General features: G+C 56.0%; 20 protein-coding genes and 1 pseudogene. 10 read left to right on the forward strand and 11 right to left on the reverse strand.

All coding sequences use genetic code 11. The features are described from left to right. The first annotated feature begins 25 nt into the window (after positions 1–25). Positions 26–1,450: an aminobutyraldehyde dehydrogenase gene (patD, locus tag ACOT0L_RS08390; protein WP_126502970.1), complete on the forward strand. Its 1,425-nt coding sequence runs from the start codon at positions 26–28 to the stop codon at positions 1,448–1,450. A 35-nt stretch (positions 1,451–1,485) separates the two neighbouring features. Here the strand turns inward: patD and ACOT0L_RS08395 are convergent, their stop codons facing one another. From ACOT0L_RS08395 to ACOT0L_RS08405, 3 genes are read right to left on the reverse strand one after another with little or no spacing between them, the layout of a single operon-like run. Beyond that, complete coding sequence (locus ACOT0L_RS08395; protein WP_003856955.1) at positions 1,486–1,668, reverse strand: DUF1869 domain-containing protein; 183 nt, start codon at positions 1,666–1,668, stop codon at positions 1,486–1,488. Positions 1,669–1,671: 3 nt separating this feature from the next. Then, positions 1,672–2,025 (reverse strand): DUF1971 domain-containing protein, encoded by a 354-nt coding sequence (locus ACOT0L_RS08400; RefSeq protein WP_022648250.1) that lies wholly within the window; start codon positions 2,023–2,025, stop codon positions 1,672–1,674. A 27-nt stretch (positions 2,026–2,052) separates the two neighbouring features. After that, positions 2,053–2,379: a DUF1971 domain-containing protein gene (locus tag ACOT0L_RS08405; RefSeq protein WP_022648249.1), complete on the reverse strand. Its 327-nt coding sequence runs from the start codon at positions 2,377–2,379 to the stop codon at positions 2,053–2,055. Positions 2,380–2,622: 243 nt separating this feature from the next. Here ACOT0L_RS08405 and ACOT0L_RS08410 point away from each other — a divergent pair, with 243 nt between their 5' ends. Both ACOT0L_RS08410 and ACOT0L_RS08415 read left to right on the forward strand, forming a co-directional pair. Then, positions 2,623–2,796 (forward strand): GhoT/OrtT family toxin, encoded by a 174-nt coding sequence (locus ACOT0L_RS08410; RefSeq protein ID WP_003856960.1) that lies wholly within the window; start codon positions 2,623–2,625, stop codon positions 2,794–2,796. Positions 2,797–2,882: 86 nt separating this feature from the next. Beyond that, positions 2,883–3,641 carry an alpha/beta fold hydrolase gene (locus ACOT0L_RS08415; protein ID WP_126502971.1) on the forward strand — a complete coding sequence of 253 codons (759 nt, stop codon included), beginning with the start codon at positions 2,883–2,885 and terminating at the stop codon, positions 3,639–3,641. Positions 3,642–3,674: 33 nt separating this feature from the next. Here ACOT0L_RS08415 and ACOT0L_RS08420 read toward each other — a convergent pair whose 3' ends face one another. Genes ACOT0L_RS08420 through ACOT0L_RS08430 form a run of 3 tightly spaced genes read right to left on the reverse strand, consistent with a single transcriptional unit; the run spans position 3,675 to position 10,169 of the window. Continuing rightward, positions 3,675–5,849 carry a virulence factor SrfC family protein gene (locus tag ACOT0L_RS08420; RefSeq protein WP_126502972.1) on the reverse strand — a complete coding sequence of 725 codons (2,175 nt, stop codon included), beginning with the start codon at positions 5,847–5,849 and terminating at the stop codon, positions 3,675–3,677. Then, the gene (locus ACOT0L_RS08425; protein ID WP_126502973.1) at positions 5,846–8,827 is read right to left on the reverse strand and encodes a virulence factor SrfB; all 2,982 of its coding nucleotides are present in this window, start codon (positions 8,825–8,827) and stop codon (positions 5,846–5,848) included. Before ACOT0L_RS08425 ends, ACOT0L_RS08420 begins: the two co-directional genes overlap by 4 nt. Before the next feature lie 4 nt (positions 8,828–8,831). Continuing rightward, on the reverse strand, positions 8,832–10,169 hold the full coding sequence (locus ACOT0L_RS08430; protein WP_126502974.1) for an SrfA family protein: 1,338 nt from the start codon (positions 10,167–10,169) through the stop codon (positions 8,832–8,834). A gap of 282 nt (positions 10,170–10,451) precedes the next feature. On the opposite strand from ACOT0L_RS08430, the gene ACOT0L_RS08435 reads away from it, so the two are divergent. Together ACOT0L_RS08435 and ACOT0L_RS08440 are read left to right on the forward strand one after the other, a co-directional pair. After that, positions 10,452–12,050, forward strand: a complete 1,599-nt coding sequence (locus tag ACOT0L_RS08435) for an ABC transporter substrate-binding protein (RefSeq protein ID WP_126502975.1) — start codon at positions 10,452–10,454, stop codon at positions 12,048–12,050. A gap of 99 nt (positions 12,051–12,149) precedes the next feature. Next, positions 12,150–12,383 (forward strand): YdcY family protein, encoded by a 234-nt coding sequence (locus tag ACOT0L_RS08440; RefSeq protein ID WP_022648243.1) that lies wholly within the window; start codon positions 12,150–12,152, stop codon positions 12,381–12,383. Between the two features lie 3 nt (positions 12,384–12,386). On the opposite strand, the gene ACOT0L_RS08445 is transcribed toward ACOT0L_RS08440, so the two are convergent. Both ACOT0L_RS08445 and ACOT0L_RS08450 read right to left on the reverse strand, forming a co-directional pair. Beyond that, on the reverse strand, positions 12,387–12,836 hold the full coding sequence (locus ACOT0L_RS08445; RefSeq protein ID WP_022648242.1) for a DMT family transporter: 450 nt from the start codon (positions 12,834–12,836) through the stop codon (positions 12,387–12,389). Next, positions 12,833–13,351, reverse strand: coding sequence for a GNAT family N-acetyltransferase (locus ACOT0L_RS08450; protein ID WP_063145852.1), 519 nt, complete (start codon positions 13,349–13,351; stop codon positions 12,833–12,835). The genes ACOT0L_RS08445 and ACOT0L_RS08450 overlap by 4 nt, the downstream gene beginning before the upstream one ends. 148 nt (positions 13,352–13,499) lie before the next feature. Between ACOT0L_RS08450 and ACOT0L_RS08455 the strand changes: the two genes are divergently transcribed. The 3 genes and pseudogenes from ACOT0L_RS08455 to ACOT0L_RS08465 all read left to right on the forward strand — a co-directional run bounded on the left by ACOT0L_RS08455 (position 13,500) and on the right by ACOT0L_RS08465 (position 16,101). Then, positions 13,500–14,075: a helix-turn-helix domain-containing protein gene (locus tag ACOT0L_RS08455; protein WP_017382277.1), complete on the forward strand. Its 576-nt coding sequence runs from the start codon at positions 13,500–13,502 to the stop codon at positions 14,073–14,075. Between the two features lie 66 nt (positions 14,076–14,141). Beyond that, complete coding sequence (locus ACOT0L_RS08460) at positions 14,142–15,176, forward strand: NADP-dependent oxidoreductase (RefSeq protein ID WP_063145853.1); 1,035 nt, start codon at positions 14,142–14,144, stop codon at positions 15,174–15,176. Positions 15,177–15,432: 256 nt separating this feature from the next. Further along, positions 15,433–16,101, forward strand: a pseudogene (locus tag ACOT0L_RS08465) (GntR family transcriptional regulator). A gap of 132 nt (positions 16,102–16,233) precedes the next feature. Here the strand turns inward: ACOT0L_RS08465 and pqqU are convergent. Next, positions 16,234–18,351: a TonB-dependent receptor PqqU gene (pqqU, locus tag ACOT0L_RS08470; RefSeq protein WP_126502976.1), complete on the reverse strand. Its 2,118-nt coding sequence runs from the start codon at positions 18,349–18,351 to the stop codon at positions 16,234–16,236. A 247-nt stretch (positions 18,352–18,598) separates the two neighbouring features. On the opposite strand from pqqU, the gene ACOT0L_RS08475 reads away from it, so the two are divergent. After that, a complete protein-coding gene (locus tag ACOT0L_RS08475) occupies positions 18,599–19,660 on the forward strand; it encodes a YncE family protein (RefSeq protein WP_022648236.1) in 1,062 nt (353 codons plus the stop codon). Between the two features lie 92 nt (positions 19,661–19,752). Here ACOT0L_RS08475 and ansP read toward each other — a convergent pair whose 3' ends face one another. Further along, complete coding sequence (gene ansP / locus ACOT0L_RS08480) at positions 19,753–21,249, reverse strand: L-asparagine permease (protein ID WP_022648235.1); 1,497 nt, start codon at positions 21,247–21,249, stop codon at positions 19,753–19,755. A 327-nt stretch (positions 21,250–21,576) separates the two neighbouring features. Continuing rightward, positions 21,577–22,467, reverse strand: a complete 891-nt coding sequence (locus tag ACOT0L_RS08485) for a LysR family transcriptional regulator (RefSeq protein ID WP_126502977.1) — start codon at positions 22,465–22,467, stop codon at positions 21,577–21,579. A gap of 112 nt (positions 22,468–22,579) precedes the next feature. Here ACOT0L_RS08485 and ACOT0L_RS08490 point away from each other — a divergent pair, with 112 nt between their 5' ends. Next, positions 22,580–22,978, forward strand: coding sequence for a (R)-mandelonitrile lyase (locus ACOT0L_RS08490; RefSeq protein ID WP_022648233.1), 399 nt, complete (start codon positions 22,580–22,582; stop codon positions 22,976–22,978). Positions 22,979–23,028: the final 50 nt, after the last annotated feature.

Below are 23,028 nucleotides of genomic sequence, written 5' to 3' on the forward strand. Positions count from 1 at the left end.
ATGTCGATTTCAACAGGACGATGCTATGCAAAATCAACTGCTGATTAATGGTGAACTGGTGACCGGCGAGGGTGAGAAGCAGGCGGTTTACAATCCTGCCACGGGTGAAGTATTGCTGGAGATTGCTGAAGCGTCGGCAGCACAGGTGGACGCTGCCGTCCAGGCTGCCGATCGCGCGTTCACTGAGTGGGGGCAAACGACGCCCAAAACGCGCGCCGAAAGTTTGTTGAAACTGGCTGATGTGATAGAAGCCGACGCTGACGCGTTCGCACAACTGGAGTCGCTAAATTGCGGGAAACCGCTGCACTGTGTCCAGGGAGATGAGATCCCGGCCGTGGTCGATGTGTTTCGCTTCTTTGCCGGGGCCGCCCGCTGCCTGAATGGGCTGGCTGCCGGAGAATACCTCGAAGGACATACCTCAATGATTCGCCGCGACCCGGTTGGCGTTGTCGCCTCTATTGCGCCCTGGAACTATCCTCTGATGATGGCGGCGTGGAAGCTGGCGTCCGCGCTGGCGGCGGGAAACTGTGTCGTCATCAAGCCGTCTGAAATCACCCCGTTGACGGCGCTGAAGCTGGCGGAACTGGCGAAAGATATCTTCCCGCCAGGCGTGTTGAGCGTGCTGTTTGGTCGCGGCAAAACCGTAGGAGATCCGCTGACCGGTCACGAAAAAGTCCGTATGGTTTCTCTCACCGGCTCTATTGCTACCGGAGAACATATTATCGGGCATACCGCATCTTCAGTTAAACGTACCCATATGGAATTGGGCGGAAAAGCGCCGGTCATTGTCTTTGACGATGCAGATTTGGATGCCGTGGTTGAAGGCGTGCGTACGTTTGGTTTCTACAATGCTGGTCAGGATTGTACCGCAGCTTGTCGTATCTATGCCCAGAAGGGGATTTACCCCGCGCTGGTCGAAAAGCTGGGCGCAGCCGTTGCCAGCCTGAAAATGGGCGCGCCGGACGATGCTTCAACCGAGCTGGGCCCGCTCAGCTCCGCAGCGCATCTTTCCCGCGTTTGTGCTGCCGTGGACGAAGCCAAAACCCTTGGACATATCCGCGTCGTCACCGGTGGCAGTAAAAAAGAGGGGGCAGGATATTACTTCCAGCCAACGCTGCTGGCCGGGGCGAAGCAGGAAGATGCGATCGTCCAGCGAGAAGTGTTTGGCCCGGTGGTCAGCGTGACAGAATTTGAGGATGAAGCGCAGGTGCTGAACTGGGCTAACGATTCGCAATACGGCCTGGCCTCGTCCGTCTGGACAAAAGACGTCGGACGCGCCCATCGCCTCAGCGCACGGTTGCAGTATGGCTGCACCTGGGTCAATACCCATTTTATGCTGGTGAGCGAAATGCCGCACGGCGGGATGAAGTTATCCGGTTACGGCAAAGATATGTCGGTCTACGGACTTGAGGATTACACGGTAGTCCGACATGTGATGATCAAACACTAAACCCTCATGCCCGGCGCAGTGCCGGGCGATTCAGCTTACCAGCCACATACCTCGTGTTCATTTTCCGTATCGTAGGCGCGAACGGTGTTCACCAGATCCTTCACGACATCTGCCGCGACGTCCGGGATCAACAGCTCCATTGGCGCTTCTGTTTCATAATCCACCGACACGCCGTTGCTGTTATTGGTGACGGTCACGGTATAGGTAGCCTTACCCATTATTTACTCCTTATGCGTGTTGACCACTTTACCGATACCCGCACCGCTGAGCGTGACGGCAGGATCCGCGAAAAAGTCGATATTAAAATACGTGTCGTCGGTCAGTAGCTCAATGCGGTGCCATTTTTGCGGTGGCGAGATGCCAAAAGAACCGGCCTCAATGATCACTTCCAGATCGGGTTCGGTGGCATCGCCATCGGCAAAGCCAAAGTAACGCACCGCACCCTGCATGACGGACAACCGACCGTACACGCCGGCTTTGGTGTTGTGATGGGTAAAAAGCGCTTTTGGGGCGCTCTCTTTATTCCAGAACGGCGTCGAGCGGGTATGAACAAAGTTTTCAGGAATACGTAACATAATAGTTTCCTTCATGTTGTCGGACGCTTAAAGGGACTTAAGCACCTCAGGTTCAACAAAGAATTCAATATTGAACAAGGTATCGTCGGTCATCACCTCAATGTGGTGCCATCTCTCTGGCGGGAAAACGCCAAAACGACCCGCTTCAATGACGAGCTCGCTGTCAGGCTCAGGTGTAAATTCATCAGCATAGCCCAGATAACGCACCGCGCCGCGCATCACCGACAGGCGAGGGTAAACGCCCGGCTGCGTGCCCGTATCAAGGTGACGTTTAAAAATGCCGGCGGGGGCCGTTTCTTTGTTCCAGAAAGGCGTGGAACGGGTGTGAATGCAACTCTGCGGAATGCGTAGCATGTTTCCTCCCTTAAAAGCCTGCTTTTATTAGACTGCTTTCTGCAGGGATGGATTTACCAAAAAGTGCATTTTATATGCATCTTATCAATAATAACCGTTTTGCTTTACCCGGCGTTGTTACACAAGGTACTCAGTTGTTATTATCATTAATAATTAAGTGGTTATTGTGTAACGAAAAAACTTGATCTGTGTCAACATATGACGCATATTGTGTGCGGTTATTTTTCGGCTCAGGTAAACAGAATGACGTTGTATCAAAAGATGTTGGTTTTCTACGCAATCATGGCCTCCATCTGCGCATTAATTACCTGGTTCCTGTCTAAAGATCGTAAACGTATTCGCCTGTTGAGCGCATTCCTGGTGGGCTCCACCTGGCCGATGAGCTTTCCTGTTGCCCTGTTAATCTCTCTTTTCTGAAGCACGCTTCAAGAATCGGCATCCAGACATAGCATTCCATACATTGAGGCTGTATAAATATACAGTCCGTCATACATGGAGTGCTTATGAACAGTTTCTATTCACAGCAAGCAGGCTGCACGGTGCGCTGGCAGGATCTTCCCGGTTTCGGTGACCCGGTTGTGTTTATCCACGGGTTGGGCTGTGCATCGTCGTATGAATATCCTCGTATTGTCTGTGATACCCGTTTCGGGGGGCGCAGAGCCATTCTGATCGATCTCCCCGGTAGCGGTTACAGTGACAAACCTGACAACTACCGTTATCGCACAAGTGAACAGGCGCAGGTGGTGGTTGAACTGTTAGACCATCTCGGCCTGGATAGTCTTTGGCTCTATGGTCATAGCATGGGGGGGAGTATCGCGATCGAAACGGCAACGCTGCTAAAGTCACGCGTTAAAGGCCTGATAGTGTCTGAACCCAATTTTCATGCGGGTGGCGGGATGTTCAGCCGGGCAATTGCGGCCCAAACGGAACAACAATTTCTGGAACAGGGCTATGATGACATGCTGCGGGCGGAAACGTCGGCGTGGTCTGGCAGCCTTCAAAGCAATGCCCCCTGGGCCGTCTGGCGCGGCGCAACGAGCCTGGTCAAGGGCGTTAAACCCGACTGGGAACACCTGTTTTTGTCATTGAGCTGCCCGGTCATGTTAGTTTTTGGTGAGTGGTCCCTGCCTGATGACGATTTTAATCGCCTGCAACAAAAAGGCGTTGCTGTAAAAATTATCCCTGATGCCGGCCATTCAATGTCCTGGGAAAACCCGTCAGCGTTGGCTCAGGCTTTGTCTGGCTTCATAAACGGATCATGAAGGGGTAGCCCGCATTGCTGCGGGCTGCAATGATTAAGACAGCAAGGCAGACAAGGCTTTCCGCGCAGCAGGCTTAATGTCATACGGGCACTGATAATCCACATTCTCAATCGCGCGGGTGTAGAGCGCAACCAGCCAGTCATAAACATAGGCTGTCGCCGCATGAACAGGCTGCTCGCCAAGTCGGGTAAGCCGGGGTGAAGCGCAGCTCACAACTGGCGTCACAAAAATTGGCTGACCTTTGCGGATCCGGCTTGCAGGCCGTTCAGAAACGGGCGTCAGTTCATAGCCAAGCCAGCTAACGAAATTGCCTGTCGCGGCATGCAGCTGCGCAGCACTGCTTTTATCTGCTTCTGCAATACGTTGCAGTTGCAGCGGCAGATCCAGCCGGTAGCTGGTAACGATCAGCACATCCGCAATTTGCTGCAATACCTCTGGGTCCAGGCCCAGACGGGCGACCGCCGCGTCGTTGCGACTCCACTGACGAAGATGGTTAACCCACACGTTATGGGCCAGCCGCGCTTTGTCTTTGGTCTGCAACGCGCCTGGATTTTCCTGCGTCTCTTCCGCAAACAGATCGATAACATCGTTAAACAGGCCGTTGACCTGTTCCTCACGAGGCTGGTGGACGGTCAGCAGCGTCTCAAACGCGTTTAACGGCGGCAGAAGCCCCTCAAGCAGTTCACCATGACGAGCGGCACTGCCTTGCAGCGTTCGGACCATTTTTTCGGCCATTGCCCGCCCTGCGCCTGGCTCCTGAGTGAGAGGCGCGACGTATGCGCGCATCAGCGTCGACAGCGACTCTTGTAACAGCCTTTTCAGCGCGCGGAGACGCTTCTGGCGCTGTGCCGGCAGGGTAGCCTGCGACAGCCACTCAATTACCCGCTGCATACTGTGGCTATCGAGCGCCTGAAGCGTGCCCCAGCGCAGACCCGGCTGGCCCAGCAACTGCTGCACCGCTTCGTCCAGATTCTGCTTTGTGGTAAACCGCGCATCATGAGGGGTAATGGCCCAGACCAGCCCCGGCAACGCGGATTCTTCAACCGGCTGCGTCTCTTTGACCCAGTTTTGCAGGAGCCTGGCCGTTTTTGCCGTCTGCTGGTGGTGGGCCGTCGCATTGCAGATAACCAGGACATCCGGCTGTATGTGCTGACGATAATGCTCCAGCAACCACAGGCATTTTGCCTGCGTCATCAGCGGCGTGTTTTCCTCAGAAATGGCCGGAATATCAATAATATCTACGTTATCCAGAACGCAGTTTTCAACGGGCAGCACCACTTCGCGGGTCAGGCAGGCCAGCACATCGACGGGCAGGCTAATGGCATTAAGCAACTCGCCGTTATTTACCGGATGAAGCAATGTTTCCTGCGCTTCCGGCACGGTAAAGGCCCCGTGAGTAAGGAAACCTTCACACGGCAGACCAAAACTGTCCACCAGCAGACTCAACGGCGCCGCAAGCGCGCTGGCATGGCTGGTTTGATGCAGCACCTGGGCGAGTTTAAGCCACTGCTGGGTTAACTCCTGCTGCTCACCCCACAGCAGAGACCAGACGCTGGCGCGGGTGCTGAGATCAAGCGACGGAACCAGCAGGGCAAACTGGTGCCACAGGGCATCATCAATATGCTGCTTAGCGCCGGGTACTACGGTTTGCCAGAACCGGGCAACGGTCGCGACTTCCTGCGCCGTTATTCCCGGCACGCTGTGCGGCTGACGCAGCGTACGCCACTTCTCAAGCCGGGCTTCAATCACCGATTTATCCACCGCACGGATCTGCGGATCCAACGTGGTGCGGGCGATAAACAGCTGTACCAGCTCGGCCTCCGTTACCAGGCTCAGGCGCAGGGGAAACGCGTCGTCTGCGACCTCGCTGGTCGCTCTGGTGAAACGCACGGCCATATTGGTCGGCGCATGCCCGGGGTTAATATGCGAGAAGTAATCAAACGTGCGTTGACCCGGCGTAACGTTCAGCCGTTCGTCGCCGCTGCCGCACAGGGAGGCCAGCAGATGCGCTTTCGCGGCCTGCGAGTGGCCGTATAAGCCGATGCTGCCCTGGCAGACAAGGGCACGTTCGAGGGCCTCTTCACGCGCGCGCGCGGCGTTAAGGCGGGCAAGCAGGGCGTCAGCTTCGTTATCCAGCATCGGGGCGTGCTGTCGCGTCTCGTTGATCCACCCGATTAAGGCCTGAGTGGTGGCAGTCGTCGCAGTCATTTGAGGTATACGCTCCCGCTGTCGATCCAGTAGTGGCTGCCGCTGTGTCGGCGATCGGCCAGAGTATTCAGTTTAAAGGTCAGGGCGTCCGGCGGCACTGGCGTGCCGTCCTGTAGCCAGGCATCACTCAGCTCGAAAGATTCCGGCCCCTCCTGCTTATTGCCGCCACGCAGCTTCAGGCGCACGTTCAGTACGCCGTCGCCCGCAATGGCTTTCGCCAGCTCGGCAGAGTTGATGCTCAGGGTATAGAGCGGCGTCGCGGGCCAGCGGGCATTGCCCAGTTGCCGGAAGCCCAGCGTGACGTTGCCGCGTAGCGGGAAGTGCAGACGGGCGTCCAGTTTCGCGCCGGGCTTATCGAGGTCGATATCGTGATACCAGACGTTCTCGTCCCGCAGGGTATTGATGGTGTTATCCAGCACGCCCAGATAGCGCACCGTAGAGTACGCGCCAATATCTGCTGCTTTAAAGTTAAAGCGCGGCAGACGAAGATCCAGCGCCAGACTACAGAGCATCGCACCCACGGCGGCGGTGGATTTCGGGTTGCCGATCCGTCCCTGCTGGCTGAACGGATACCATTCATGAACCTGGTATTTATCCAGCCAGACGATGCGGTTGACGGGCACCGGTTGCAGGTGGCGAATCAAGGCCTGAACGCCTGGCAGACAGCCTGGCCGTCCCGTGATCAGCAGAATATCGCAGCTGTAGTGAGAGATCGCCTCACATACCGCATGCAGCGGGGCGGCAAGCGTGAACTGACCCGCCAGCATCGCGTCCTGCATCTCGCGGAAACTGACGTGCAGCGGGACGCTGAACAGATCAAAGTGTTCTGAGCTGGCAGGCAACGCATGGTCGATCGCCTGCCGGAGATAGTTCATCACGTTGCGGGTCGGTTTTTGCGCAAGCAGATCGCCAAAGGTGGCATGCAGCCCGGCCAGCGGATCGTCAACATCGCTCGATTCCCACGCCGCCAGGATCGCGTGGCCGATCGGCATAAAGAGCTGAAGTGCCGTCTGCTGGCGCAGGACCGCCTGGGTATCGATCCGCCCGGAGTCGCCGAACAGGGATGCCATCAGCTGGGAAGCATCGGCTATGCCGGATTTCTGAAGCTGGGTTTGCAATGCGGGCAAAACGTAGCGCTGGATCACGTCCAGCAGCGTGTCGTCGCCAGCGACCTTGAACCCTTCGCGGAACAGCAGTTGCGGGGTGATTTTGACGTTATTACCGGTACCATCGTCTAGCTGATAGTGCGTGATGGCCATATCCGTCGTGCCGCCGCCGATATCAATCGAGGCCACGCGCAGAGCGCGCCCCGGCTGGACGCCAGGCTCAGGCGCGCGATCCGGACGGGCAAGGGAGGCGAAAAAGGCCTCGGTCTGGCCACCGAAGTGGGAAATGGCTTCGTTATACAGCCACACCAGCTGGCCGCAGCTGGCCTCGTCCCACTCCATCTGGATCTCAGGGACCGGCACCACGCTTTTTTCCTGCTGTTTACGGCTGGCAAAATCTTCATCCTGCGGGTGCCAGCCCATCGCTTTCCAGACGATGGCGATGGCTTCGAACATGCGGCGCCGGAAAATCTCGCGCTCCTGTTTCGGCATCGCCGAAGGCAGGGTGAGGATCAGCGTCCGCATCTGGCGGGGAGAGGCCGGGAAGCCGAGCCGCAAGCGGGTGGCCACGCTGTTAATCTGGCCAAGCGCCTGAGCCAGCAGCTCGCAGAGCATGTGCGTCATCAGGGTGCTGCGGCTGTACTGCGGAGAGAACACCGGCAGACGCTCATCCTGCGGCAGCGTAAAGAGTGGTTCCCCGTCGTCGTTCATCAGGTTCATCAGCGGAAACGCAGTTGCCAGCGGTTCGCGCTGGGTTTTGCTGTTCATCTGGCTAAAGCGCCAGTCCTGCACCACCGGCGTCTCGTCCCACAGATAGCGACGCGGGCTGGAAATTCCACTGTTGCCTTCCGTGCCCAGACGCTGCATTGCCAGCTTACGCGCTTCATCACCCACGCGGACAATGGACGGCCAGACGAATGCATCCTCCCGGCCGCTTTCCACCGAGAAGTGCTGCTTGCCAAAACGCGCTTCGGAAAATTCAAGACGGCTGGTAAACAGCGGCTCATTCAGGAACTGTGGCTCACTCAGAGATCGTACCTGAAGTTCAGCCGTCTGGCGCAGGCCGTCGTTGGCATCACCATGATCTTCAATAATCACGCCGCAGGTGTGGGTGTTGCCTACGTCAAGGATCAGATCGACAGGAATAGCAGGGGTGCTCAGGGTATGGGTGACAAACTTCACTTCCGGCACGGTGAGTTGTTCCCCGAGCATGGAGAGCAGGTTGAGCCAGTGTGCCTGATATTCAAAGCTGCGCATGGCCTGATGCTGCTCGCGCTCGGAGCGTTTTTCAACCCCGTCGGCAAACTGCGTAAAGGCTTCGCGCAGCCAGCCGTCAATCCAGGTCTGGTCGAGGAAACTCTCAACCTCACTGTCGCGCCAGGCGAGGGCGAAACGCGTGCCGTTAAGAATGTCGTTTTCAACCGGCGACAGGGCAGACGTCGCATGCTCCGCAATCTGGCTGTCGAGCGCGACGGTGACCCGGTGCGTATTGCCAGCCGCGTCGGGCGTGGACAGCTTCCGTAACTGGACGCGCGCCCAGTTATCGGGGCCATCAACAAACGTCCGCGGCGGGTTAAAGCGCAGGAAAGGAAGCGGCAGCCAGACACCGTCCAGCACGGTCAGGGAGTCATGCAGTGGAATGGTGCTTTCAGGCTTGACCACTTCCGGCTTCCCGCCATCGGTGGCAGGCAGCGTGTACCGGCCGTTGACCAGGTCAAAATCCAGGCGCAGCAGCGGGCCATTTGCCGTTTTACGCACGAAACGCCCGTTGCTGGCGGTGTCCTGCGGAGTCAGGCCAAAATCGAGAAACTGTACGCCGCTGTTAGCAATCAGCGTCACGCTCTGTTTATAGTCGCAAAGATTAACCAGCATAGGATCAGACACCTGCTTTCTTGAACGTCAGAGGAACGACGGTGTTGGCATCGTAACGTGCGGTGCATTCCGCCACGTCGCTGGCACCTGCCTTACAGGTCACTTCCGGCATCGGATAGCGTGAACCGTCGGTGCAACGAGCGTTTCCGCGCGTTTTGATCAACAGCTCACCGTTGCTGTGTAATCCGGAAAAGACGTCTACCCGGCAGACAATGTTGTCGCCATGCACGACCCGGGCGAAACCTTTATTGTTCTGGATCTGGTAGCGCAGAGACGGCGGTTTGCCGGTGAGCGGATCCTGCACATCGAGAAACGCGCGCCAGGTGCCGTTCAGGAAGCGCGTTAACCCCGCTTTGACCTGGTTTGCTTCCATTACCATGGCATCTTTCGGTATCGCGGTAATGACCACCGGTTCGGCTGCCGGGGCAGGCGTCTTCACCTTCGGCTCTACCACTTCTGCCTGATGCAGTGGGAGTTTCAGCTCAAGCGGCTCAACCGTCTTCACGGGGGCCGGAGCAATGGCGACAGGTGCTGGCGCTGGTGAGGTAACTGGCGCTGCGGTCGGGGCCTGTTTTGGCCAGAGCAGCGGCGTGGCAATGGCTGCAATAATGACGGCGGCAACCGGCAGCAACCACAGGGGGGAGCGACGTTTTTTCTGCACCACCGCTGGTGCGGGCTCTGACGGCACGGTGTTCATGCGCACCGGCTCTGGCGTATACAGCTCATCTTCGGTGATACGGACGGTAGCCACAGGCGTGATAAGCGGCGCGTCGGCCTGCTCGAAGGTCACCACCGGGGCCGGTTCTGGCTCGGGTTCAGGTTCAGGTTCGTTAATCATCACGGGTTCAGGTTCAGGGACCAACGATTCGCGCAGGCAGTCCAGCACGTCGTCGCGCCCGTTTTCGTTAAGATTGACGAAACCCCAGAAGCAGATCACCGGTTTGCCATCCACCAGGAAAACAAAGTTTTCACCGGGAAACTGGAACGCTTTAGAGAGCAGAGATCCAAACAGTTGCTGCGCCGTTTTCGGTGACTGAAGGCATTTTTTACTCAGCGACTCCATGCTGGCGAGCGTGTTTTCCAGATAGCGCAGGGCGCGAAAACGCTCGTCTTCATCCGCCGCCTTCCAGCTGGAGACGGTTCCCTCAACCGGGGAGTACCAGTCAACGCGATCGCCGCCGTCATTGACCTGGGGAATGGCCAGGCAATCGACGATAGCCTGCTGTTTGCGCAACCGAAGCGCTTCGCGGATTTGCAGCGCTGATTCAAAAACGGCCTGTCCGCCGCCGCCAACGGCCTGAAAATCATCCAGATTACCGCTGCGTAAAAGTGTTTTTGCCACGATTTGGTCCTGTAGACTTCTTCACGCCATTACTTTAACGAAACAGGTAAGCAAGCAAACGGCGGAGGAGACGACAAAAGGGACGATTTCTTGCGGCATTGATCGTAACGGTTGTGCTTGACGAATAATGGACCTTAAGGCAAATCGGTTTCTGCGGGCTGATGCTAAAACCAGCGAAATGTACGGCTTTAGAATAACCTGATAGTGATTCGTTATTTGTCAGGCCAAAACGTCTGTGCTGTTATTACTGTTCACTATAATAAAACCGAAAGGGTAATAATTATGTTTACAGGGAAAACCGTGCTCGCCCTCGCGCTGAGCGCGCTGCTACCGGCAAGCGCCGCATGGGCGGCAAACAAAGACACCATTATCTACTGCTCCGAGGCGTCGCCGGAGTCGTTTAACCCGCAGATCGCCAGCTCTGGCCCCTCGTTTGTCGCCAGCTCGCAAACGCTGTATAACCGTCTGATTAACTTCGACCCGGTAAAAAACACGCCGGTGCCTTCTCTTGCGGAGTCGTGGACCATTTCGCCAGACGGCAAAACATACACGTTTACCCTGCGTAAAGGGGTGACATTCAACAGCAATAAATACTTCAAACCGACCCGTGATTTTAACGCTGATGACGTTATTTTCTCCGTTATGCGTCAGAAAGACCCTAAGCATCCCTATCACAATGTTTCCCAGGGTAATTACGAATACTTTAATGACGTGGGCCTCGACAAGCTCATTCAGGATGTGAAAAAGATCGACGATTATCACGTTCAGTTCACGCTGAGCGAACCCAACGCGGCTTTCCTGGCCGACTGGGGAATGGACTTCGCCTCGATCCTCTCTGCCGAGTACGCGGACGCGATGCTGAAAAAGGGCACGCCTGAAAATGTGGACACCTGGCCAATCGGCACCGGGCCGTATGTGCTTCAGCAGTACAAGGTGGATTCGCTGATCCGCTACGTCGCCAATCCGAACTACTGGGACGGTGAGGTGCCGACCAAACACCTGATCTTCTCCATCACGCCAAACGTTGAGACGCGTCTGGCGAAGCTGCAAACGAACGAGTGTCAGATCATTCCTGCGCCGTCGCCGGTGCAGTTTGAAGCGATCAAGAAAAACAAAGACCTGACGCTGCACTCGGTGGATGCGCTGAATGTGGGGTACCTGGCGTTCAACACAGAGAAAAAACCGTTTGATAACGTGCTGGTGCGCCAGGCTCTGAATTACGCGACGGACAAAAAGGCCATTGTGAACGCGGTCTTTATGGGGTCTGGTACGGTCGCTAAATCGCCGATCCCGCCGAACATGCTCGGCTTTAATAAAGACCTGAAGGATTACGGCTACGATCCGCAAAAAGCGAAAGCGCTGCTGAAGCAGGCGGGTCTGGAGAAAGGCGCGGAAGTGACCCTCTGGTCCATGCCGGTTCAGCGTCCGTACAACCCGAACTCCCGACGCATTGCAGAGATGATCCAGGCTGACTGGGCGAAGGTGGGCGTGAAGGCGAAAATCGTCTCTTACGAGTGGGGGGAATATCTCTCCGGCATGCGCAAAGGCGAGCATGATTCCGCGCTGTTCGGCTGGATGTCTGATAACGGCGATCCGGACAACTTCGCCGATGTGCTGCTGGGTTGTAACAGCATCAAAACCGGATCTAACGCCGCGCGCTGGTGTGATAAGGGGTATGATGAGCTGGTGCAAAAGGCCAAACTGACCAGCAACCCGGACGAACGTGCGAAGCTGTATGGCCAGGCACAGGAGATTTTCTACCAGCAGGCACCGTGGATTGCGTTAGCTAACGGCAAAACGTTCTACGCGACCCGCAGCAACGTGAGCGGGTACAGCGTGAGTCTGATGGGCAGTGACTTCTCGAAAGCGAAGCTGAACTGATCGTATTTTGCCGGGTGGCGGCTATGCCTTACCCGGCCTCGGGTGTCAAATGTAGGCCCGGTAAGCGTAGCGCCACCGGGCACGTGAAAAGGAGTGACAATGTCACATTTAAATGATGTTATCGCCCGCGTCGATGCCACCATCGAAGAGAGCGTAATTACTCACATGAACGAACTGCTGATCGAATTAAGCGATGATGCAGAGCTCAGCCGTGAAGATCGCTATACCCAGCAGCAGCGCCTGCGCACCGCGATTGCGCATCATGGTAAGCAGCATAAAGAAGAGGCGGAGGCACGCCATGCCCACCTTACGCAGGGTGGGACTATTCTGTAAGGGTTAAAACTGGCGCCGCGCCACCAGCCAGGCGCCGACCACCAGCATCACTGCGCCGCAGACCGGGCCAACCAGCGCGCGCAGGGGAACGCCGTTGCTCTTGAGGATGTCCATCACCAGGCCGCCAATCAGCTGGCTTGCCACCAGGACGGCAATGGTCGTTGCCGCGCCCACATTCTGATAGCCGCTAATACTGGCAAAGACAAAAAAAGACCCCAGCAGGCCGGGGATCAACGTCCACCAGCGCACCGTTGACGCCAGTTCGTTAAACCCCGCCAGGCCATTTTTCACCAGCAAAATGCTGACAAACAGCACAATCCCCACCAGCGAGTTCAGCAGCATGGCGATAAGAATGGTGGAGGAAGATTGCGTAATGCGCACCATCAGGGTGTTTTGCACCACCAGCCCAATCCCGGCGGCTACCAGAAACGCTAACGTCAACGATTGATTCATGGCAGAGCATCCGGATCGCTGCGCTCATCAAGCTGGAGCTGCATAAAGGTTAAGTCCAGCCAGCGACCGAATTTGGTTCCCACCTGCGGCATATTGCCGGTGGTAATAAAGCCCAGGGTTTCGTGCAGATGAATTGACGCCTGGTTCTGCGCCTCAATACCGGCAACCATCACGTGTTTACCGATCTGGCGGGCTTCCTTGATTAACTCCGTCATTAGCAGCCGGCCAATGCCTTTGCCCTGATGTTCGGGATGAACGTACACCGAGTGCTCCACCGTGTGGCGAAATCCGTCGAACGCTCTCCAATCGCCAAATGAGGCGTATCCCGTCACCACTCCGTCTTCTTCACTGACCAGCACTGGATAACCCGACAGAGTACGCGCCTCAAACCATGCGATACGGTTATCGATGTCGACAGTTTTATCATTCCAGATGGCGGCGGTGTGCAGCACCGCATGGTTATAAATTTCACCGATAGCGGCACAATCTTCTTTGCAGGCATGACGAACAATCATGGGTAACCTCTGGCTGTGTTGTTCACTATAGTAGTACGATTTACTCACAATATTACACAGTTCTTATATTGCATCGCTACGACAAAATCCCTATTTTTTTGTCACAAAACTGCCCCGAAAAACCATCCGTACACTATAGTATGACGTCATGAATACAATGACAGACAATATGAATCAACGCATTAGCGCCCGCATACGCCTTGAACGCGAGTCGCGGGGCTGGTCATTAAGCGAACTGGCCGAACGGGCAGGTATCTCACGCGCCATGATCCATAAGATTGAACGGGGTGACAGTAGCCCAACGGCGACGCTGCTTGCGCGGTTATCCGGTGCCTTCGGTATTAGCATGTCTACGCTTATTGCGCGCGCGGAAATGCAGGAGGGCAAACTGTTACGTCTGGCGAACCAGCCCGTCTGGCGCGATCCGCAAACCCACTATTTGCGTCGCCATGTGTCGCCGCGCAGCGATATGCCTATCGACCTCGTCCAGGTGGAGCTACCCGCAGGCAGCGATGTGCCGATGCCCGCCTCCTCTTATGCGCTGGCACGACAGCTGATTTGGTTGCAGGCAGGTGAACTGGTCTTTCTGGAGGGGGATACTCGCCATGAAATGAAGGCCGGAGATTGTCTGGAACTCGGGCCGCCAAACGACTGCCGGTTTATCAACGAAACGGATGAATCGTGCCTTTATCTGGTCGTGCGGCTTAATCAGTCCGGCTCATAATGCACAGGCGATCCGCAGGATAACGTGCCAGACTTGAATGACATTTTCAGCAGTAAGGAGCGATGAATGAGTCAATCTACTACGCAAAACCGACGCTGGGTACTGGCTTCCCGTCCACACGGCGCGCCGGTTGCCGATAATTTCCGCCTGGAAGAGCAGCCGATCCCCGCGCCCGCAGAGGGGCAGGTGTTATTACGCACCGTATGGCTCTCGCTTGATCCGTACATGCGAGGCCGTATGAGCGATGCGCCATCCTATTCACCTCCGGTCGAGATTGGCGCGGTGATGGTGGGCGGCACGGTAAGCCGCGTCGAGACCTCCCGTCATCCGGATTATAAAGAGGGTGAATGGGTTCTGGGTTACAGCGGCTGGCAGGAGTATGAACTATCCGACGGGCAGGGGCTGGTGAAGCTGGGTGAAAACCCGTCGCATCCTTCATGGGCACTCGGCGTGCTAGGGATGCCGGGCTTCACCGCGTATATGGGGCTGCTCGATATCGGCCAGCCTCAGGCAGGGGAAACCCTTGTCGTGGCGGCGGCCACGGGGCCGGTCGGCGCAACGGTGGGGCAGATCGGTAAAATCAAAGGATGCCGGGTCATCGGGGTGGCTGGCGGGGACGAAAAATGCCGTCATGCGGTCGACGTGCTCGGTTTCGACGCCTGTCTGGATCACCATGCGGATGATTTTGACGAACAACTGGCAAAAGCCTGCCCGCAGGGCATTGATGTGTATTACGAAAACGTCGGCGGTAAAGTCTTTGACGCCGTGCTGCCGCTCTTGAATACCTCCGCGCGCGTGCCGGTTTGCGGACTGGTCAGCGGCTACAATGCGACCAACCTGCCGGAGGGTCCGGACCGCTTACCGCTACTGATGGGGACCATCCTGAAAAAACGCATCCGTATGCAGGGTTTTATTATCGCGCAGGACTATGGTCATCGTATTGACGAGTTCCAGCAGGAAATGGGCCGCTGGGTGCAGGAAGGCAAAATTCACTATCGCGAGCAGGTAACGGAAGGGCTGGACGCGGCGCCGGACGCCCTGATTGGCCTGCTTGAGGGGAAAAACTTCGGCAAGGTTGTGATCCGCGTGGCGGCCGACTAAACAGAGCATCGGTTATGGCGGGCAGTGTCCGCCATAATTATTTGTGAAGATACGATATATTGTCTTTAATTAATCCATAAGCTTTGCGCGCCTCGGCCCAGCTGAGCCAGAAGTAAAAAATGCAATATTATTTGAACGATTTTAATATTACGCGCGCCCCTCATACCAGGCATGACGATACAGGATATATCTTACCGGCGATGTTTTTTTAAACAGACGCTGAAAATGGCATTTTGTTTGGCTACGGGAATTAAACATGCTTGATTTGGAACATATGGAAAAAGCACAAAGAATCAGTCTGACTTTGCAAGTAGAGAACAGTTTAAAGGGAGCATTAATTACGGGCTCATTAAAACCTGGGGCTCGACTCGTTACAAAAGAGATTGCGGATAAATTGGGCACCAGTATCACACCGGTGCGCGAAGCCCTGCTGCGCCTGGTGTCGGCGGGGGCATTACAGGCCACGCCAGCGCAGGCGTTTTTGGTGCCAGAAGTGACGCTGTAACGCTATAACGAAATTAACGCCATCAGAAAGCAGCTTGAACCCATGGCCGTTGCGGCGGCGTGCCAGAATATGACCGAGACCAAACTGGATGCGTTACGCGCGCTGTCAGATAACTTCAGTGCCGCCATGCATCAGGGCGATGTACAGAAAGCGATCCATGCCAACCGCGTGTTCCGGTTCACGCTCTATCAGTATGCCGAGATGCCGACCCTTAACTCGCTCATTGAGCAGCTCTGGGTACGGATTGGTCCGTGCATTCACTATCTGCATGAAGAGTTAAGCGAGGTTCCCGCAGCGACCTATCATTATGACGATCTGCTTTCTGCGCTTGAGCAAAGGGATGTGACGGCCAGCCGGGAAGCGATCGACAAAGCCATTGATGAAGCCAATATTCTTCTGCAACGGCAATACTACAGTTAAGGATCCCTCTGGCGCACTTATTTGTTTATTTGTATCAAACGTCCTTGATTATATTCCCGGCGCATCAGGCAACCGGGAATGATGTTATTTTGCCTATTTTTTTACCGGCAACGTGCGCTGCCGGAGAATGGTTTACTCAAAACGATAAGAGACCGACAGGCCCACGCCATAGTTACGACCAGGGGCAGGTTCGTAATAGCGGTTGTAGCCAGCGTTAACAATCTCTGAACCGGCGTACTCTTTATCGAACAGGTTATCGACGCGACCAAAGACGTCCATTCCCCATTTGCCGTAGTTGAGTTTATACCCGGTATTCAGGCCCACTACGGTATAAGAGGGCGCTTTAGCGGTGTTGGTATCGTTGGCCATGACATCGCTCATGTAGCGGGCATCTGCCCCCGCGTACCAGCCTTCCTCAGGCTCCCAGCCAAACGACGCATATCCCATGTTACGGGCGATCCCCGGCATCCGGTTGCCGCTACAGTCTGCATTGCTACAGACGTTGGTGCGGTAGGTGGCATCAAGATAGGTCCACGCCATCTTCAGCTTCCAGTTCTCGGCAAACTGCTGGTCGAGCGCAATTTCCACACCCTGACGGCGCGTTTTTCCCGCGTTTTTATAAGTCGTGCGACCATCCTTGCTTTCGTCCACCACGATCTCATTGTCGGTATCCGTGCGGAACAGCGCCGCCGTCAGGATGCCATTGCCGATGCGGGTTTTGCTGCCAATCTCATAGGTGTTGTTGGTGGACGGTTGCAGGTTCATATTGAGGCCACCTTTGCCATCAGAACGGTAGGAAAGTTCGTTGATGGTCGGCGTCTCAAATCCCCGTCCTGCCGCGGCATACAGGTTCCATGCGTCGGTCACGGCGTATTTCACCGCACCTGCCGGGAGCCATTTGTGGTAGCTGGCGTCGCCGCTGTCATCACCGTTTTGCGGGGTAATGTAACGATCGTTGGAGTCAAACCAGACGGAGCTATAACGTACGCCCGCCTCTAAGGACAGTTTTTGCGTTAGCTGCCACTGGGTTTGCAGGTAGGGATCCAGGTTCCACATCAGATTGCGTTCGTCACGGCGTTTATTACCCTTCACGCCATAATCCGGCACGCCGTTGTCCATCACGAAGTTCTCATACCCGCGACGATTTTCACTCATATTTTCGTAGTTCAGCCCGGTGGTAAATGTCACCGGAACCAGCAGCTCACCGCGGTGGGTCCAGCGCGTATCAATACCCTGATAGTGACGCTGCATATCAATCACACCGCCCGAATGCGCAGGATTCTCGCGCTGAGTGGACGCCGGAATGGACTGGTACTGAGTCATTTCACGCTCACCGGCATACATCATCACGCTGAGGTCGTCCTGTTCGCTCAGCTGACGGTCGTAGCGGATCCCGGCCTGGGTCTGCTTAATGGTCTTACGCGTGTTGTACTGATCGCCACGTGGTGACTGGCGCGGGTTGTTCTGCCACTCCTGATAGCTCAGTCCGCCCGGATCGTTGGCTTTCATGTCCACGCTGTTAAAAATCAGCGTCAGCTTGCTGACATCATTAATGCGCACGCCCAGTTTCGCGTTGGCGAGGTTTTTGCGCGCGCCGCTGTGGTCGCGATAGCCATGGGTGGTGAAACGGGTAGTGGATACGGCGTAAACCACATCGCCCGCCTGAGTACCATCACCCACCGCCCCGGTGGCCTTCATACCGTAACGCCAGGTGCCGTAGCTGCCGTAATTGCTGCTGGCTTCAATGGTGGCTGGCTGTTGTCCGGTCTGGGTGTTGATATTGATCACGCCGCCGGAGGCATTACCGTACAGGGCAGAGAAGGGGCCGCGCAGCACATCGACGCTCTCTATGCTGTTGAGGTCAATGTTTGATGTCTGCCCCTGGCCATCGGGCATGGTTGCCGGAATGCCGTCCACGTACATGCGGATCCCGCGTACGCCGAAGGTTGAGCGCGCGCCGAATCCGCGAACGGAAAGTTGCAGATCCTGAGCATAGTTCTGGCGGTTCTGGATTTGCAGGCCAGGTACGCTCCCAAGGGATTCAGAAAGGTTGATGCGCGGTGTGGCATGTCGCATATTCTCGCCGCTCACCACGCTGACTGCGGCCGGGGTGTCCAGTTCTGAGACGGTTTGCGGCGTGGCGCTGACGATCATGGTCTGTTCATCCGCGGCCATCGCACTCAGCGGGCCAAAAATGACGGGAACGAACAACAGGGGGAGTGAGGCCTTATGGGCAGTAATAATTTTCATGGAGTAAGCCGGTTAAGAAAAAATTCGAACCAAATCAACTGGAACCTGTGTATATATGTTAAATCCTTTGTAAATGTTATGAAAACTATAACCGCACATTTCGTGAATGTAAGGTTTTGCAGGAAAGAAATACTCCACATTCAACTCATTAATGATTACTATTCTCATTAAAATAACGGCAAAGCGATGACTTTGCCCGCCGGAAGCGATGTCAGCGGTAAATATCCTCATTTAAAAAGGAATTGTTATGTCTTTACGTCATCTGTGCTCGCCGCGCCTGCGTGGGTCTCTGCTGTTGGGTTCTTTACTGTTTGCCGGTACGTTCCAGGTTCATGCCGCTGAAGAGATGCTGCGCAAAGCGGTCGGCAAGGGCGCGTATGAAATGGCCGTCAGCCAGCAGGAAAACGCGCTGTGGGTTGCGACGTCACAAAGCCGCAAAACCGATAAGGGCGGCGTGGTCTATCGTCTGGATCCGGTCACGCTGGAAGTGACGCAGGCGATTCATAACGATCTCAAGCCGTTTGGCGCCACGATCGATAACGCCACCCAGACGCTGTGGTTCGGTAACACCGTCAACAGTGCCGTGACGGCGATTGACGCCAAAACGAGCGAGGTGAAAGGGCGCCTGGTGCTGGACGATCGCAAACGTAGCGACACGGTGAAGCCGCTTCAGCCGCGCCAGCTGGTGGCCGATGACACGACCAATACGGTATACATTACCGGCATCGGCAAGGAGAGCGTGATCTGGGTTGTTGATGGCGCAACGCTGAAGCTGAAGGACACCATCACGAACACCGGCACGTTCAGCACCGGACTGGCGCTGGATGCGAAGGCAAAACGCCTGTATACCACCAATGCGGACGGTGAGCTGGTGACCATTGATACCGCGACCAACAAAATCCTCAGCCGTAAGAAAGTACAGGAAGACGGAAAAGAGCACTTCTACCTGAACCTGAGCCTGGACACTGCCGGCCAACGTGCGTTTGTGACGGATTCAAAACAGCCTGAAGTGCTGGTGGTGAATTTGAAAGATGGCAGCGTAATGCAGAAAATCGCCGCGCCAGAATCGCTGGCCGTACTGTTTAACCCGGCGCGTAACGAAGCCTATGTGACGCACCGCGAGGCGGGCAAGGTGAGCGTGATTGACGCCAAAACTTACAAAGTGACCAAAACCTTCGATACGCCGGTTTACCCGAACAGCCTGGCGCTGTCTGCGGACGGTAAAACGCTGTACGTGACGGTGAAACAGAAGTCTACCCGTCAGCAGGAAGCCACTCAGCCTGACGATGTGATTCGTATCGCGCTTTAAGGTGGGAATTGCCCGGTGGCGCTGCGCTTACCGGGCCTGGAAAACAATGAAATGCAGGCCGGGTAAGGCGTAGCCGCCACCCGGCTTTTTTATTAACGCGACGTCTCTTCCACCAGCGGACCATCCTGTTTATCATCTCCAGGATGAACCGGGGCGGTACTGTGGATTTCATTCACGCGTTTACGCACGCCAAACCAGCCAGCAATCAACAGCACCGCCAGCAGCGGGATTGTAGCGATGGTGTAGGTGCCGTTAGGGTAGTCGAACGCCATCAGCACCAGCACGCTCAACAGGAATAGCAGGGTAAGCCAGGATGTTACCGGCGCGCCCGGCAGCTTGAAGCTGACGTCAGCCGCTTTCCCTTCTTTAATTGCTTTGCGCAGACGCATCTGACACACCACGATAAAGGCCCAGGAGGCGATGATGCCCAGCGCAGCGACGTTCAGCACGATCTCAAACACCTGAGACGGCACGAGATAGTTCAGGAACACGCCAAAGATATACACCACCAGCGTAGCCAGAATACCCGCGTAAGGCACCTGCTGCTTGCTCATCTTCGACATAAACTTCGGCGCAGAGCCCCCCATCGACATGGAGCGCAGGATACGGCCCGTCGAATAGAGCCCGGAGTTCAGGCTGGAAAGCGCGGCAGTCAGTACCACGATGTTCATGATGCTGCCCACGTACGGCACGCCCAGCTTAGAGAAGAAGGTCACAAACGGACTTTGCCCCGCCTGGTATGCATTCCACGGCAGCAACAGTACCAGCAATACCACGGAGCCTACATAGAACAGACCGATACGCCAGATCACGCTGTTGATGGCTTTTGGCACCATCGTCTGCGGATCTTTACATTCACCTGCCGCCGTACCGACCAGTTCGATGGAGGCAAAGGCGAATACCACGCCCTGGACCAGAACCAGCGCTGGCAGCAGGCCGTGCGGGAAGAAACCACCGTTATCGGTAATCAGGTGGAAGCCGGTGGCGTTGCCGTCCAGCGGTTTACCGGTGCCGAGGAATACGGTCCCGACCACCAGGAAGATCACAATGGCCAGCACCTTCACCAGCGCGAACCAGAACTCCATCTCGGCGAACCATTTCACGCCAATCATGTTCATGGTCCCGACGATTGCCAGCGCCCCGAGGGCGAACACCCACTGCGGCACATCGCCAAACGCGCCCCAGTAATGCATGTACAGCGCAACGGCGGTGATATCGACGATACCGGTCATTGCCCAGTTAACGAAGTACATCCAGCCCGCGACATACGCGGCCTTTTCACCGAGAAATTCACGGGCGTAAGAGACAAAGCTGCCGCTGGAAGGGCGGTGGAGCACCAGCTCGCCGAGGGCGCGAAGAATGAAGAAAGAGAAGATACCGCACACCAGATAGACCAGGGCGAGAGCGGGGCCAGCCATTTGCAGACGTGCGCCTGCACCTAAAAAAAGACCTGTACCGATAGCGCCGCCGATGGCGATCATCTGAACCTGACGGTTGCCCATCGCCTTGTGATAGCCCTCTTCATGAGAGTTCAACCAGCGACGTTTAGCAGCATGATGATCGGCTGCGCTTTTATTGCTTGTTTTCATTGAGTTACCTGTTTGCCTGTCTGAACCATTAACGTGATAGTCCTGCCTGGCAGAAGCCGAAACAAACGATTGCTTCTGCGCAGACACATGCTGCCTTTCCAGTCATTCTGTGTATGGATAAGGCAAAACATGGCGAGGCATCCTACCCGCAATTGATAAGCGACGCAAAATATAACCGTGACGAAAGTGATGCTCGTCGAAGGAAATCGTGTGGTCAGAGCAGACTGCGATCACAACGCGCTGAATCGTGACGTTTTTTTAGGCAAAAAGGTCTGCGAATGCTGATTTAATCATCAGGTTTACTTAATAGTTACTTATAGGTAGAGCTTATGAATGCCGCAGGGCTGCAATAAGTAATGCAAACGCGGTAGTGTGCTGGCGGCGGCTCGGATAGTACAGATGGTATCCCGTAAAAGCCGGGCACCAGGCTTCAAGCACACGCACTAACCGGCTCTCAGCAAGGGCGTCCTGAACCGCATCTTCCGGGACGTACGCCAGCCCCAGACCGTTTTCGGCGGCATCAATGCGTTGCGGCAGGCTGTTTAGGATCAATTGGCCGTCAACCCGCACGCGCAGCTCACGTCCGTCCCGTTCAAATTCCCAGGCATATAATCCGCCGCGTGTGGGCAGGCGCATATTAATGCAGCGGTGCTGATCAAGCTGCTCCGGCGTTTCCGGTACCCCGAAACGATGCAAATAGTCTGCCGACCCGACGACCGCCATGCGCATGTCCGGCGCAATACGTACCGCAATCATATCTTTCGCCACCTGCTCACCCAGACGCACCCCCGCGTCAAAGCGGCCATCGACAATATCTGTCAGCCCATCGTCCACCGTGACTTCAACGTTGATGTCAGGATACTGCGCCATAAAGGGTTTAAGCACAGGCCACAGCACGGCAGACATGGCGTGCTCCCCGGCGGTTAGGCGAATATTCCCGGCAGGTCTGTCGCGGGTATCACGCAGCGCGGTAAGTTCCTGCTCGATCTCCAGCAGATGGGGGCTTAAGCGCATGAAGAGTTGCTCGCCGGCCTCGGTAGGGGCCACGCTGCGGGTGGTGCGGGTTAACAGACGGACTTCCAGCCTCGCTTCCAGATTGCGCATTGCGTGACTGAGCGCCGACTGAGATACCCCAAGCTGCGCCGCGGCGCGGGTAAAACTGCGCTCCCGGGCGACAACCATAAAGGAGAGCAGATCGTTGAAGTTGTCTTTTAACATGGCGGCTTATCCTATTTATGAATTGAACTCATAGTTCCTTTCTGATTATGCACTCTAATGCTCCCCATGGCTTTACGCTACTGTTAACGCAATAGCAAACGAGGAGTAGATCATGAAAATTATCCGTAGCGGTTCGCTACCTTCCGTTCATGGGCCAGAGGCCTGGTTTACCGGCAGCGTGCGCATTGACGCACCTTTCCAGGCGACTGAACCGGCAAAAGTCGGCGGCGCGACCGTCACCTTTGAACCCGGCGCACGTACCGCCTGGCATACGCATCCTCTTGGACAAACGCTGATCGTGACGCAGGGGCGCGGCTGGTTACAGGAGTGGGGGAAAGAGGCGGAACCGCTGAATCAGGGTGATATCGCCTGGATCCCACCCGGCGTGAAGCACTGGCACGGCGCAAGCGCGCAGACGGCCATGACCCATATCGCCATCGCAGAAGCTGTCGACGGGAGCCCGGTGGCATGGCTGGAGAAGGTCACCGACGAGCAGTATCCGAACGAGTAGCGGTAAGCTATAGCTGATTTCCGGCAATCCAAATGTAAATTAATTGTTTC

Source organism: Enterobacter cloacae complex sp. XAL002, assembly GCF_049236805.1.
GTDB classification, from domain to species: Bacteria; Pseudomonadota; Gammaproteobacteria; order Enterobacterales; family Enterobacteriaceae; genus Enterobacter; species Enterobacter intestinihominis.

What these genes read in the sequence shown, in the direction of transcription:
- ACOT0L_RS08405 (WP_022648249.1), bottom strand. Translation starts at nt 2,379, where the DNA reads ATGCTACGCATTCCGCAGAGTTGCATTCACACCCGTTCCACGCCTTTC.
- ansP (WP_022648235.1), bottom strand. Translation starts at nt 21,249, where the DNA reads ATGAAAACAAGCAATAAAAGCGCAGCCGATCATCATGCTGCTAAACGT.
- ACOT0L_RS08460 (WP_063145853.1), top strand. Translation starts at nt 14,142, where the DNA reads ATGAGTCAATCTACTACGCAAAACCGACGCTGGGTACTGGCTTCCCGT.
- ACOT0L_RS08420 (WP_126502972.1), bottom strand. Translation starts at nt 5,849, where the DNA reads ATGACTGCGACGACTGCCACCACTCAGGCCTTAATCGGGTGGATCAAC.
- ACOT0L_RS08395 (WP_003856955.1), bottom strand. Translation starts at nt 1,668, where the DNA reads ATGGGTAAGGCTACCTATACCGTGACCGTCACCAATAACAGCAACGGC.
- ACOT0L_RS08445 (WP_022648242.1), bottom strand. Translation starts at nt 12,836, where the DNA reads ATGAATCAATCGTTGACGTTAGCGTTTCTGGTAGCCGCCGGGATTGGG.
- ACOT0L_RS08490 (WP_022648233.1), top strand. Translation starts at nt 22,580, where the DNA reads ATGAAAATTATCCGTAGCGGTTCGCTACCTTCCGTTCATGGGCCAGAG.
- pqqU (WP_126502976.1), bottom strand. Translation starts at nt 18,351, where the DNA reads ATGAAAATTATTACTGCCCATAAGGCCTCACTCCCCCTGTTGTTCGTT.
- ACOT0L_RS08410 (WP_003856960.1), top strand. Translation starts at nt 2,623, where the DNA reads ATGACGTTGTATCAAAAGATGTTGGTTTTCTACGCAATCATGGCCTCC.
- ACOT0L_RS08435 (WP_126502975.1), top strand. Translation starts at nt 10,452, where the DNA reads ATGTTTACAGGGAAAACCGTGCTCGCCCTCGCGCTGAGCGCGCTGCTA.
- patD (WP_126502970.1), top strand. Translation starts at nt 26, where the DNA reads ATGCAAAATCAACTGCTGATTAATGGTGAACTGGTGACCGGCGAGGGT.
- ACOT0L_RS08450 (WP_063145852.1), bottom strand. Translation starts at nt 13,351, where the DNA reads ATGATTGTTCGTCATGCCTGCAAAGAAGATTGTGCCGCTATCGGTGAA.
- ACOT0L_RS08425 (WP_126502973.1), bottom strand. Translation starts at nt 8,827, where the DNA reads ATGCTGGTTAATCTTTGCGACTATAAACAGAGCGTGACGCTGATTGCT.
- ACOT0L_RS08415 (WP_126502971.1), top strand. Translation starts at nt 2,883, where the DNA reads ATGAACAGTTTCTATTCACAGCAAGCAGGCTGCACGGTGCGCTGGCAG.
- ACOT0L_RS08440 (WP_022648243.1), top strand. Translation starts at nt 12,150, where the DNA reads ATGTCACATTTAAATGATGTTATCGCCCGCGTCGATGCCACCATCGAA.
- ACOT0L_RS08400 (WP_022648250.1), bottom strand. Translation starts at nt 2,025, where the DNA reads ATGTTACGTATTCCTGAAAACTTTGTTCATACCCGCTCGACGCCGTTC.
- ACOT0L_RS08455 (WP_017382277.1), top strand. Translation starts at nt 13,500, where the DNA reads ATGAATACAATGACAGACAATATGAATCAACGCATTAGCGCCCGCATA.
- ACOT0L_RS08485 (WP_126502977.1), bottom strand. Translation starts at nt 22,467, where the DNA reads ATGTTAAAAGACAACTTCAACGATCTGCTCTCCTTTATGGTTGTCGCC.
- ACOT0L_RS08475 (WP_022648236.1), top strand. Translation starts at nt 18,599, where the DNA reads ATGTCTTTACGTCATCTGTGCTCGCCGCGCCTGCGTGGGTCTCTGCTG.